13 protein-coding genes are annotated in these 12224 nt (G+C 69.4%); 5 read left to right on the forward strand and 8 right to left on the reverse strand.

Annotation, left to right across the window (positions count from 1 at the left end; all coding sequences use genetic code 11):
- Nucleotides 1-122 precede the first annotated feature (122 nt).
- Genes M8C17_RS00650 through M8C17_RS00665 form a run of 3 tightly spaced genes read left to right on the forward strand, consistent with a single transcriptional unit; the run spans nucleotide 123 to nucleotide 3301 of the window.
- Complete coding sequence (locus M8C17_RS00650; protein ID WP_252414146.1) at nucleotides 123-1109, forward strand: carboxymuconolactone decarboxylase family protein; 987 nt, start codon at nucleotides 123-125, stop codon at nucleotides 1107-1109.
- 9 nt (nucleotides 1110-1118) lie between these two features.
- Nucleotides 1119-1565, forward strand: a complete 447-nt coding sequence (locus tag M8C17_RS00655; RefSeq protein ID WP_252414147.1) for a DUF6220 domain-containing protein — start codon at nucleotides 1119-1121, stop codon at nucleotides 1563-1565.
- Nucleotides 1562-3301, forward strand: a complete 1740-nt coding sequence (locus M8C17_RS00665; protein ID WP_305884669.1) for a multicopper oxidase family protein — start codon at nucleotides 1562-1564, stop codon at nucleotides 3299-3301. Before M8C17_RS00655 ends, M8C17_RS00665 begins: the two co-directional genes overlap by 4 nt.
- Before the next feature lie 85 nt (nucleotides 3302-3386).
- Here the strand turns inward: M8C17_RS00665 and M8C17_RS00670 are convergent, their stop codons facing one another.
- Nucleotides 3387-4160 (reverse strand): hypothetical protein, encoded by a 774-nt coding sequence (locus M8C17_RS00670; protein WP_252414148.1) that lies wholly within the window; start codon nucleotides 4158-4160, stop codon nucleotides 3387-3389.
- A gap of 399 nt (nucleotides 4161-4559) precedes the next feature.
- Here M8C17_RS00670 and M8C17_RS00675 point away from each other — a divergent pair.
- Together M8C17_RS00675 and M8C17_RS00680 are read left to right on the forward strand one after the other, a co-directional pair.
- Nucleotides 4560-5344 (forward strand): IS5 family transposase gene (locus M8C17_RS00675; protein WP_252415046.1). Its coding sequence is split into 2 segments (ribosomal slippage): nucleotides 4560-4869 and nucleotides 4869-5344, totalling 786 coding nucleotides; the frame shifts between segments, so codons are not numbered across the junction.
- 23 nt (nucleotides 5345-5367) lie between these two features.
- Nucleotides 5368-5745, forward strand: coding sequence for a hypothetical protein (locus tag M8C17_RS00680; protein WP_252414149.1), 378 nt, complete (start codon nucleotides 5368-5370; stop codon nucleotides 5743-5745).
- A gap of 53 nt (nucleotides 5746-5798) precedes the next feature.
- On the opposite strand, the gene M8C17_RS00685 is transcribed toward M8C17_RS00680, so the two are convergent.
- From M8C17_RS00685 to M8C17_RS00715, 7 genes are all read right to left on the reverse strand, one after another.
- Nucleotides 5799-6506 carry an alpha/beta hydrolase gene (locus tag M8C17_RS00685; RefSeq protein WP_252414150.1) on the reverse strand — a complete coding sequence of 236 codons (708 nt, stop codon included), beginning with the start codon at nucleotides 6504-6506 and terminating at the stop codon, nucleotides 5799-5801.
- A gap of 582 nt (nucleotides 6507-7088) precedes the next feature.
- Nucleotides 7089-7745, reverse strand: coding sequence for a DedA family protein (locus M8C17_RS00690; RefSeq protein WP_252414151.1), 657 nt, complete (start codon nucleotides 7743-7745; stop codon nucleotides 7089-7091).
- Between the two features lie 437 nt (nucleotides 7746-8182).
- Nucleotides 8183-8833 (reverse strand): DedA family protein, encoded by a 651-nt coding sequence (locus M8C17_RS00695; protein WP_252414152.1) that lies wholly within the window; start codon nucleotides 8831-8833, stop codon nucleotides 8183-8185.
- Nucleotides 8834-9391 carry a phosphatase PAP2 family protein gene (locus tag M8C17_RS00700; RefSeq protein ID WP_252414153.1) on the reverse strand — a complete coding sequence of 186 codons (558 nt, stop codon included), beginning with the start codon at nucleotides 9389-9391 and terminating at the stop codon, nucleotides 8834-8836.
- Nucleotides 9392-9843: 452 nt separating this feature from the next.
- Nucleotides 9844-10056, reverse strand: a complete 213-nt coding sequence (locus M8C17_RS00705; RefSeq protein WP_252414154.1) for a hypothetical protein — start codon at nucleotides 10054-10056, stop codon at nucleotides 9844-9846.
- A gap of 878 nt (nucleotides 10057-10934) precedes the next feature.
- Nucleotides 10935-11462: a carboxymuconolactone decarboxylase family protein gene (locus tag M8C17_RS00710; RefSeq protein ID WP_252414155.1), complete on the reverse strand. Its 528-nt coding sequence runs from the start codon at nucleotides 11460-11462 to the stop codon at nucleotides 10935-10937.
- A 370-nt stretch (nucleotides 11463-11832) separates the two neighbouring features.
- Nucleotides 11833-12135, reverse strand: coding sequence for a hypothetical protein (locus tag M8C17_RS00715; protein WP_252414156.1), 303 nt, complete (start codon nucleotides 12133-12135; stop codon nucleotides 11833-11835).
- Between the last annotated feature and the right edge of the window lie 89 nt (nucleotides 12136-12224).

Here is a 12224-nt window from a genome sequence, read left to right on the forward strand (position 1 = left end):
CGTGGCGGAAGCGTCCCGCGCGCGCAGTAGATGAGGCGTACTGCGGGCGCGGTATCGGCGGCGGGGCAAGTGCCTGCGGCGGCACGACGCTTTCGCGGCCCGCCGAGGCAAACATCGAGTCCATGACATACCGCTTCTTCGTTCCCCCTCCCCCGAAGGCCGCGACCGGCCTCACCGCGGAGGTCTACGGGCAACTGCGCGACGAGTTCCTCGGGCCGGCGCCCACCTTCCAGGCACTGTCGGCCGTGCCGGAGGTGCTGGCCGCGACCTGGGCGCTGATGCGCGAGGCCCTGCTCGCCGGGGACGCGTCCCGGGTCGACCGCGAGGTCGTCGCGTCGGCGGTGTCGCGGGCCAACCGCTGCCGGTTCTGCGTCGACGCCCATGTGATGCTGCTGCACGCGCTGAGCGAGCACGAACTGGCCGAGGCCATCGCCGCGGGCGCAACGCCACCGGCGCCGGGGCACGCCGAACTCGTCGGATGGGCCGAGGCCAGCCGCAACCCGAAGGCCGCCGCCTGGACCAGCCCGTACCGCCCCGAGATCACCGGCACCCTGCTCGCCTTCCACTTCATCAACCGGGTCGTCTCGGCGCTCCTCGACCCGGATCTGCTGCCCGCCGGTCTGCAACGCTCACGCGTGGTGCGCTCCGTCGGAGGTCGCCTCTACGCCAGGACTGCCCGGGAGCCGAAGGAGCCGGGCCGCGGTCTGTCGCTTCTCGACGCCGGCACCACACCGCCGGCCTGGGCCGGGGACAGCCCGGTCGGCGTCGCGTACGCGGCGCTGCGCGACGCCGCCCTGCGAGGCGGTGAGCTGCTGGGCGACGTGGCCCGCCAGACCGTCACGGCGACCGTGCGCTGGGAGGACGGACGGCACCCGGACCGGCCCGCGGAGTGGGCCGCCGACCTGATCCGGGACCTGCCCGGCACGGACCGCGTCGGGACGCGCATCGCGCTCCTGGCGGCGTTCGCGCCCCACGCGATCCGAGCGGGCGACGTCGCGCTCTGGCGGCTCTCCCACCCGACCGACGCCGACCTCGTGCGGCTGGTCGCGTACGGCGCGATCGCGGCCACCGATCACGTTGCCCGGGCACTGGCCCCGGCTCATCTCTAGGAGGTCCCCATGCGCAAGGCCTTCGTCATCGTCAGCGTTCTGCTGCTCGTCTCATTCGCCCTGCAGTTCCTCTTCGCCGCCGTCGGCGCGTTCACCAAGCCCGCCGGCGACGGCGCATACGCCCTGCACAGCTTCAACGGAATGGCGGTGATCCCCGTCCTGACCCTGCTCACCATCCTGCTCGCCGTGCTGGCGAGGGCGCCGGGCCGGCTCGTCGGACTGGCGATTCTGCCGCTCGGCCTCGTCCTCGTGCAGGTGCTCGTCGCCGCGCTCGCCAACGGATCCACCGACGCCGCTGGCGCCACCACCGCGTTCGGCCTCACCATCGGGGCACTGCACGCCCTCATCGGAATCATCGCGGTGCACGTCGTGGTCGGCGTCAGCCGGGGAGCGCAAAGGCTGGCCCAGCCGGCGCCGGCGGACGTCACTCCGACGGCCGTCAGGGAGCCGGCATGACGACCGGCTCCCTGCTCGCGGCCGACCTCGTGATCGCGGTCCTCGCGGCCGCCGGGTGGCTGGGCGGCGGCGCCGCGGCGGCCGCCCGGCGCCGTCCCCTCGCGTTGGGACTGGCCGCCTTCGCGCTGCTCGCCACGCTGGCGCGCGCGGTCACCATCACCGCGCTGGCCCGCGCCGGCTGGTGGTTCGCGGCGGAGAAGGTTCTGGTCGCCGCGCCGCTGTCGCTCGCGGCGGTGGCCGCAGCCGGGCCGCGGCTGCTGCGGGCCCCGGCCGACATCCGGTCCGCCGCGGTCCCGCTCCTCTTCGCCGGGTACGCCGTGAGCGGCGGCCTGCTCGTCACCGTCCTGCACGGCTATCCGGCGTCGGCGGGCGCGGGGCTGCTCGCGGTCGCCGGGGTCGTCACGGCCACCGTGGTGTCGTGGCGCGTCCTCGGCCGGCGCCCGTCCCGGACGGTGTCCCGGGCGGCTGTCGTGGTGGCGGTGGCGGCGCTGGTGACCGGAACCGGGCTGGCCGCCGCTCCGGGCGCCGCTCCCGCCGTACCCCATGATCGTGAATATCGGGATGCGCGGACCGCGGGCGAACCGACCAGGCGGTTCACCCTGACGGCCGGGACCGCCACGGTGAACGTCAGCGGCCGGGACGTCGCGGCGTGGGCGTTCAACGCGCAGGTTCCCGGGCCGGAACTGACCGCCACCGTCGGCGACGTCCTGGAGGTGACGCTGCGCAACCGGGACATCGAGCGGGGCGTCACACTGCACTGGCACGGGTACGACGTGCCGAACGACCAGGACGGGGTACCCGGCGTGACGCAGGCGGCGGTGCTGCCCGGGCAGGAGTTCGTCTACCGGTTCCGCGCCGATCAGGCCGGGACCTACTGGTACCACACGCACGCGGTGTCCGACATTGGCGTGCGGAAGGGCCTCTACGGCGTCCTGGTGGTGCGCCCGGCACCGGTGACCGGCGTCGACGTCACGGTGCCGGTGCACACCCTGGACGGCCTCCCGCTGCCCGCGCCGAGAACCGAACCGGTCGAGGCGGGGACACCCGTGCGGCTGCGGCTGATCAACACCGACAGCACGACGCACCGGTACGCCCTGGCCGGGACCCCGTTCCGGGTCGCCGCGATCGACGGCTCCGACCTGCGCGGCCCGACCTCGCTCGTGGACACCGCCGTGTTGATCCCGGCCGGGGGACGCTACGACCTGGTGTTCACCGCGCCCACCACACCGGTGGCGCTGTTCGTCGACGGACGGGCGGTCTACTCGACCGGGGCGGTGCCGGCGACGCCCGGCGAATGGCCGATGCTGGATCCGCTCACCTACGGCGTCGGCTCACCGGTGCCCTGGACGCGGTTCGACAAGGAGTTCACGCTCGTCCTCGATCGGGGCCTCGACCTGTCCGGACTGCTTCCGCGGTACGCCCACACCGTCAACGGCGCCGCTGACCCGGACATCCCGCCCCAGGTCGTACGCCTCGGCGACGTCGTCGCGTTCACCATCGTGAACCGATCCCAGGTCGTGCACCCGTGGCACCTGCACGGACACCACGTCCTGGTGCTGTCCCGCAACGGGAAACCGGCGACCGGGAGCCCCTTGTGGCTGGACTCGTTCGACGTCCGTCCCGGCGAGGTCTGGAAGGTGGCGTTCCGGGCCGACAACCCCGGCATGTGGGCCAACCACTGCCACAACCTGGCCCATGCCGACGCCGGAATGACGCTGCACCTGATGTATTCCTGACGCAGAGGGGTGACCGGATGGCGGCAGCTACGCGTCCTGCTCCCCCGCCCGGCTGCGGCACTGCCACCGGCTCGTACCGACCTGACTAGCCCGGGTAGGAGTCGCCAATCACCAGTTCCCGGATCTCGAGGATGCCCGGCCAGAACGGGGAGAGCGGGTCCTTACCGCGGCGCAGCCAGAGGGTCGTGCCGTCGGCGGACGTCGCGGTCTCGATGAGGTGGTCGGCGTCCGCCTCGATGCGGCCGGTCTCGACCGGGCCCAGGCCGAGCATCTGCGCCTCGGTCGGCAGGTCGGCGCGAGCGAGGTACAACAGGGCAGCGCGGCCCGGGTTCACGCTGACCGCAGCGGGCTCGATGCGGGCCAGCCACGGCTCCAGCGCCTCCACGGTCCCGGCGATCGTGGTCGCCGGGACGGTGACGAAGAGCCGCGCGACGACGTCGACCTCGGCCGGCCCGATCTCCAGGCGGCGGTCGGGGGTGAGGCCGGCGCCGTGGGTCGCGCCCTCCCAGCCCAGGTACTGGTCGGCCCGATCGATCATCAGGCGGGTGGCCGGCGGGCCGGACGGTGCTTCGAGGGTTTCGGCGTAGCGGACGTTCCGCGAGTAGACGAAGTCCTGCTCGCGCCAACCGAAGCGGTGCAGCAGCCGGTGTGCCATGGCGTGCATGGCGCGTTCCTCGTTCACGGCGACGAGGGAGCCCGACAGCAGCAGGTCCGCGCGTTCGACGTCGACGTCTATGCCGTCGGCGCCGATCTCGTCGGCGAGCGGAGCGTATCGGCGCAGAGTTTCGGTGGCATTCGCTGTGCCGCGTTCCAGGCTGAGCATGGCCTTCATCGCGAACGGCGGCTTGTTCTTCGCCACGAGTGCTCCTTACCGATAACGGGGCCTGGCGAACGAGGCCCGATTATCCAGGAGCCCGTCGGGGGGTGAGGCGGCCGATCGGCGAAATGTTGCAGCGCCCTCCGTCCTTGCCGAAGGTCAGGCTGCCGTTGCGCCGGGCTTGAGGCGCACCTCGCCCGCTCGGCGCGCTGCTGCTCCGGCTGCACTTCTACGCCGGCATCCTCTGGCCGGTGACAGCATCAGCCGACAGCGGGCATCCGGTCGGACATCCTCCTGCCTGGGCACCTACCTTCGAGGCGATGGACCGGACAGCAGCGCAAGGGGTCACGTGATGACAATCGGGGGCGAGGCGTCGACCTCGCGGTGGGTTTCTGCGATGGGTGGAGCTGACCGACGGCGTCTCGGACGACCTGGGCCGAGATCGAACCGCTGCTGCCACCTCGACCGCCTCGCCGGCACCGGTTTACGGGCCGCAAGCCCCTCGACGACCGCAAGGTGTTGTGCGGGATCCTGTTCGTGCTCTACACCACGATCCCGTGGGAGTACCTACCCCAAGAGCTCGGGTTCGGGTCGGGCATGGCCTGCTGGCGTAGGTTGCGGGACTGGAACGACGCCGACGTGTGGCAACGCCTGCACGAAGTCCTGCTCGGCAAGCTGAGAGCCGCCGACCAGCTCGACATGTCCCGGGCGGTGATCGACGGCACCCACATCCGGGCCCTCAAGGGCGGCCCAAAACCGGTCCAAGCCCGGTCGACCGCCGCAAGCCAGGCTCGAAACACCACGTCATCACCGACGCAGGCGGCATCCCCCTCGCCGTCACACTCACCGGCGGCAACCGCCACGATGTAACCCAACTCCTGCCCCTGGTCGACAAGATCCCACCGATCAAGGGCATCCGAGGCCGACCGCGACAACGACCCGAGCGGATCTATGCCGACTGCGGCTACGACTACGACACGTACCACCGCGAGTTACGCGCCAAAGGCATCGCCCCAGGTATCGCCCGACGCGGCACCGACCACCGCTCAGGGCTCGGCACCCGACGCTGGGTCGTCGAGCAGACCATCGCCCTACTGCACTGGTTCCGCCGTCTGCGCATCCGCTGGGAGATCCGCGACGACATCCACGAAGCGTTCCTCACCCTCGGCTGCGCCATCATCTGCTGGCGCCGACTCCACCGCTCAGAGCTGAAAGTTGCTAGATAGACGCGGGAGCTTACGGTTGCGGGGTGAAGCTTGACTACTACTCAGCAGCCGAAGGCGTCGACGTCGCCAGTGGCCGGGCAGACCTTTGTCACCTCGCTGACCTAGTAGCAAGCGGAGGTGAGCTCAGCCTTGCGCCGTCCGCTCACCCGCGGCACCTCCGGGGTGTGGTCATCGAAGTGACGCAGGGTCCCGTCGCCATTGCTGTCGACGATCGCAGCTATCTCACCATCCAAGGTGGCGCGGAGAGCCGGTCGTTCCTTGCCGACCTGCTACGCGATGTAGCCAACATGGATGACGGCGGCCACGTTCACCTGGAGCACTTCGAGGGCCACCATTTCCTGGCACGAGACAGCGTGCCGCTCATCGTCAACAGTCCGCATGGCGGGATGCCTCGGCGCTGATCAAGCGATGCCACGTTCGAAACCACCCCACAACATCACTTCGTTAGGAGTTGTTAGGCGGTGCTGTTCACGCCGTTGGCCGCATCCTTGATCAGCGAGGCCACCGCTGCCGGCTGGGAAACGTAGACCGAGTGGCTTCCGGCCGCCTCCACCACGGTCGCGCCGGTGCGCTCGCTCATCGCCCGCTGCGCCGCCGGCGGGATCATGTTGTCCCCGGTGCTGACCAGGTACCAACTCGGCTTGGTGCGCCAGGCAGGTTCGGTCACCTGACCGCCCAGCGCGTCCACCCCCCACGGGACCTGGGAGTCAGCCATGAAGGCGGCCTGCTGCGGGGGGAGATCGCCGGCGAACGAGTCGGGGAACTTCTCCCGGTCGAGCAGCAGTAGACCGTCCCTGGGTGGCAGGATCGGCGGCACGGGAGCGCCGGGTGGCGGGTTGGCGATCAGGGTGTTCACCGACTCTCCCTTGTCTGGGGCGAACGCGGCGATGTAGACCAGCGCTGCCACCTTAGGGTGGTTTCCGGCCTCGGTGATGACTGCTCCGCCATAGGAGTGGCCGACGAGGATCACCGGCCCGTCCTGTCCATCGAGGATCCACCGGGTGGCGGCTACGTCACCGGCGAGCGAGGCAGTGGGGTTCTGAACGATGGTGACGCGGTAGCCGTCCTTGGTGAGCTCTTCGTAGACGCCCTGCCAGCCGGACCCATCCACGAAGCCGCCATGCACGAGGACGACGTTCTTCGCCGTCGAGTCTGAACTCATGGTGTTCCTCCAGCTCGGGAGCGTCCGGCGGGACTTTGACAGTAGGCAGACGTCGTGACCGCCGATTTAGTCATCTGACTTGCATCTGAAAGGGCCCGGGGAGGGCGGCACTTTGCCCCGGGCAGGCCGTGGGCAAGCGGGTGCCCTGGCTACATCGACCAACTCCGGCCAGCCGATGCTTACCTGTTTTTCCCGCCTCCATGCCTGAGTGACGTCAGGGCGCGGTCGTACGCGCCTGGGCTGGGGCGGCGCTGGTTGCATGTACCCGAGTCCTAGCCGTGTTCGCTAGGAGGGCCGGACATGTCCGGCTGGGCCGGTGATCGGGCCACGCGTTCATGCAAACATACGACGCGGACACTACGAACTCGGACTCGACAGTCGGCACGAGCTCCGGGTCGTCACGGCGTTCACTGAACTCGCTTAGGTGATCTGATCGCGGACCCGATCCGGCCTAACCGCGTCTCCCAATCAGATAACGCAACGGCCTCCCGCCGGTACAAGCCGGAGCATATCGACTTGGCGGCGGGGGGATAGCTCGGGCACTGTCCTCAGCCCCGCACGCAAGGGCACTAGGGCATTCTGTCAGTCGGTGTCGCGCGCTCGTCCGCCCGGTTCTGCCGGTGAGCTGAACGTATGTCGCTGGGTGGTGTGGTGGCGGATCCGCCAGGCAATGACGGCGGTGACCGCGACCGCGAGGACGATCAGGGCGGCGGCCCGGCCGAAGGTCTTCTCAACCGTGCTGTAGGAGTTCCCGGCAAGGTAGCCGAGTACGACCGTGCCGGTTCCCCAGACCAGGGCACCGGCGGCGTTGAAGGCCAGAAATGTGCGGTACGGCATGTGGGCGGTGCCGGCCAGGGCGGGCATGACCGCGCGGAGGAACGCGACGAAGCGGCCAAGGAAGACGGCCGCGCCGCCGCGGCGGGCGAGGAGGTCGCGGGCGGCGTCTATCCGCTGTTCGCGGCGCCGCAGGGGGCGGGTGCGCAGCAGCCGCGGGCCGAGATGGCGGCCGACTTCGTATCCGGCGCTGTCGCCAATGATCGCGGCGCCGACGACCACGGCGATCATGACCGGTAGGGCGACGTGGCCGCGGCTGGCGGCGACGCCGCCGAGAATGGCAGCGGTTTCCCCCGGGAGCAGGAACCCAATGAACAGCGCATCCTCCGCGAAGACAAGCAGCCCCACCAGCAGGTAGGCGCCGACGCCTTGCAGGGCCAGCAGCCAGTTGATCAGTCTGGTCATGGCAGTCGTACCGGCGCCGGTACGACTGCCGCCGGCCGCCGGCGGATTCCCGGCAGCGCGCCGAGCAGGCGCGGGACCGAACGGGACGCCACGACGCGGTGACCTTGAGCCTGTGCCACCGTGGCTTGCGCAGTACCACTGAAGGCCGCTGCCAATGTCAATCACCCCTTTTGAGGGAACGGAGACGACATGCGGCCGTGCGCGCGACTGCGCGGGCGACACGTGATGAGCCTCTTCGCGGCATCGCCCCACGTCGGCTCCGCGATTCTTGTAAACGGCATCGGAGGAACGGCACAGGCCGGGGCAAAGCCTTTCACACCGGGTGCCCCCCGCGCGGATGATCCCCGTCTTCACACCAAGGCGGCGCTACAACAGGCGCGGAGGCGTGCCGCGATGTGCAGGCCGGTTTCGCCCTCCGCTTCCGCGGCGGCGGCCGGTCAGCGCCCAAGGCCGCCCGGCCCGAGTGGCACGTCGGGCGCCGAGGTATGCCCGCGATGCCGGGCGCGCAGCAGTTCGATGGCGATGGGTACGACCGAGACGAGCACGATGCCGATGAGGATGAATTCGATGTGGGAGCGAACGAACGTGACCTGTCCGAGAAGGGCGCCGAGCACGGTGACCCCGGCTCCCCAGAGGCTGCCGCCGACGATGTTGTAGGCGACGAATCTGCGGTAGTGCATCCGGCTCGCGCCAGCGACGATCGGAGTGAAGGTGCGCACGATCGGCACGAACCGGGCCAGCACGATGGAGCGGGCCCCATACCGGTCGAAGAAGCCCTGCGCCCGGTGCAGGTTCTCCTGGCGGAACAGTCGGGATTTCGGGCGTCGGAACAGCCTCGGTCCGACGCGGCGTCCGAACAGGTAGCCGACCTGGTCACCGGCGATTGCCGCGACCACGACGAGGAGGCACACCAGCCACAGCGGATACGGTAGGTAGTGGCTGCCGGCGACCAGCAGCCCGGTGGTGAACAGCAGCGAGTCTCCGGGCAGGAAGAACCCGAGCAAGAGTCCCGATTCGGCGAACACGATCGCGAGGATGCCGACGAGGCCGAAGGTGGCGATGAGCCACTGCGGGTTCAGGACGTTCATTCAGCTACTCCATCCGCTTAAACCGGAAGCGCCGGCCGTCGGTTGATCAAGATCTCGTCGTCGGTCCACCATCCACGTCACGGTCACGGCGAGGGCAGCGATGGCGAGGCCCGCGAGGATGTCGGCCGGGTAGTGCACGCCGACCCAGACCCGGGACGCACCGATCATGGTGGCCAGCACCGCGAGCAGGATGCCCCAGCCCTTGCTCAGAAACACCCTGACACCGAACGCCACGGTGAACGCCGCAGTGGCGTGATCGCTTGGCAGGGATACGCCGTTGTCATGGGCGATCAACTGGTGGACGTGGTGGGTCTGGAACGGCCGCACCTCGCCGTTGAGGTGGGAAACAATGAGAGTCCCGAGGAAGCCCACCGCAAGCGCGGCGCCCAGGGCGATGACCGGCCGGAGTCGCCCGCGCCGCAGCGTCACCGCTCCGAGGACGGCGGCGATGGAGAACACCAGGTAGATCAGGTACTGCGCGGCGAACTCCATCATGTCGTCGATGCCATCCACTCGCCCGGCATGGCCATTGACCAGCTCGAAAAGTCGGTAGTTCATGCCACCTTTCGCCTATCGTCCTGGGGAGCTGCAGCCCGCTCGGATGTCGCCCCCGCAAATATGCATCTGCCTTAGGTTCTGCGTTGGCGGTAGCCCCTCCGGGGCGGCCGGTAAGTCGTCCCTCGTCGGTCTGGGCTAGCGTGCGGGGAAGCGCAGGATGCGGTCATCACCACCGCGTGCGTCCCTGTGGCCCGTCGGTGTTGGACGTGGTCACCCAGAGCACGCCGTCTGGGGCGATCTGCACTGCCCGCAGGCGGCCGTAGCGTCCTACCAGCTGTGCGGAGGGATCACCGGCCCTCGCCGTTGAGGGGAATGGTCCACAGACGCTGGCCTCGCAAGGCCGCCACGTACGCCGTATCTCCGGCAATGGCGATGCCCGATGGCGAGGCGTCGCTGACTGGCCAGGTGATGACCGGATCGTGTCGGTGCGGGAGTCCGCCGTCCGGTCCGGGTCACGGGAGCCGCTGCCCGAGCAGGAGCACGTTCATCGCACCGGTGAGGGCCTGGGTCGGGCGGGACTCCTCCGGAAGCCCGGCGAACGCGTCGGTGCGGGACAGGTTGCCGTTGAGCGAACGGCCGTAGGCGGCGACCGCGATGCCCCCACCGCCTAGCACCAGCAGTGCCGCCGGCACGCCGATCAGAATCTGTCGAGATCGTCCTTGCACTCGCTTCAACCTTCCACGCCCAGCGGGGAAACCACTCGTGTTCGATGGTTACCCAACGTAATGGGGAAAGCTGGGAGGCGGCTTGGAGTTGCTGCAGCCCGCAGCAGATCTCAACCGAGCCCTGCTGACCGCGCGTTGCTCAACCAAGGCCTGAGTAAAGCCGGTCAGCCTCTCCGGCCGAGCGCAGTGACTGCCGCCGGGCAGCGAACGGTAGCGTCGGTGGACGACCACAGCCTTCGACCGGGTGATCCGCAAGAAACGGTTGCACGTCGACCTGACCGGGAGAGTCCAGCGGACGGCGCCGGCACACGAGCGGACGCGGAGGCGGGGCCGGCGCCAGCGACACTCGCGCTTCTGGGCTCGGAGGGGTACGTGTCGCCACCGCCTTCGTCGCGACCCGGATCACCTCTTCGGCGGGTGTGGGATAGCCTCGCCGGAACCCGCATCCGCCAACACGCCCTCCACACGCCGGCGTCCTCGTCGCGCCTTTCCTGGTGGTCGCCGCACTGATCTGGCTCGCCTACACGGTCACCCCGCAGCTGGACGGCATCCTCTGCAGGCTGGCTCACAGTTCGTCATCGCCACCCACTCCCCCATCCTGCTGGCCGTCCCGCACGCCCGAATCCCGAAAATCGAAGCCAACGGCACCATCAGGCACGTCGACTACGACGACGCACAACCGGTGCTGATGACCCGATCATTCCTGGCCAACCCGCAGCGGTTCCTGCACCACCTGTTCAACGACGACAGCTGACCCCGGCCGGCACGTGCAGGCGCGGCAGGAACCACAAGCCGGCGTACGACCCGACCTCATCGTCCTGGCCGCTATCGACACTTACCGCATCGGCCTCGGCGCCGCCCTGATCCCGGCTTTGCCATCAGCCGATGGTGCCGTAAACGGCGGCGCCCATCGGCTCGTCAAGTTCCAGATCCGTTACCGCGGCGACCCGGGCGATCATCATGTATTGCCCGATCACCATCAGGAGTTCGACCACCTCGCGCGGGGAGAGTCGCCCTGTCAGTGCGGTGACGGTTTCGTCGGAGGGGCGGACGTCGCAGACGACTTCGGTCGTGAAATGCAGGACAAGCCGCTGGTCTGCCGAGAAACAGTCGGCTTCGATCTCGTCGCGCCCGAGCGCGTGGATCATCTCGTCGGTGGCGCCGACGGAGCGAGCGATCGGCTCGTGCTGAACCCACTCGTACCGGACGTCGCTCAGCCGGGCAACTCGCAGGATCGCGATCTCGCGGAGCAGCGGGTCGAGGGCCAGGTCCTTGAGCAGCGTGCCTCCCCAGCGCATCCAGGCTGGAAAAGTCGTCTCGGCGTTGGCCATCACGCGGAAGAACTTCAGGGGAAGCGCGGCCTGCAGCGCCTCGCGGACCACCACTGGGGCGTCGGCAGGGTTCACGTATGGTAGGCGACTCACAATTTTCCCCTCGTAATCGGCAAATCAGGCCTCATGGCCCATTATCCGATCGCCGCCATCTGCCGGACTGGCATTCGGGAAAGCGCAAGCGGTGACCAATGACCTGCCGCTACGGCGACCTGGTGAAGGGGGCTCCGATGAACTACGTCGGCGGTGGCGGGGAGGCGTTCGGGCTGAGCCGAGCGGACTGAGCTGTGCAGCGGCACCAATGCGAGGCGTGGGCCGGCCGGTGACCCCTTCGAGTTCGCGGAAGAGGCTCACCGCATCAGAGGACCATGACAGCGGCGGCCCTGCCCTTGGTCCGATTGCGGCCGGCCGGCGTCGCCGGCCCGACACCGCCCGACGTTGACGGTCAGCCGACCGCCGGTCCGTTGATGAGCTGGTCCAGGGCTGCGGTGTACTCCGCGTCGCCGGGCGGGGTGTTCTGGCTCGTCGAGGTGGTGCCCTTTCGCACCAGCGTGGCCGGCGGACAGGAGCCGTGGCTGCTGCCGTCGATGACCAGGGTCTTCACCAAGCGGCCGGAGTCGATGGCGTAGACGTCGAGCCGGTGCCGTCCCTGGTACAGGGTCATCTCAACGCCCTCGCGGTACTGGCAGGTCGCGAGCGGGGCCGGAGAGGCGGGTCCGCCGAACGTCAGGCACCCGACCAGACGCATCTGCTCGATGGGAGCCGGGTCCCGCAACATGCGGGCGTTGGCGGCTCCTCCGAACCATGCCACTGTGGATGGGTCGAGCACCACCGTCG

It is taken from the genome of Micromonospora sp. RHAY321, from assembly GCF_023896955.1.
Lineage (GTDB): Bacteria > Actinomycetota > Actinomycetes > Mycobacteriales > Micromonosporaceae > Micromonospora.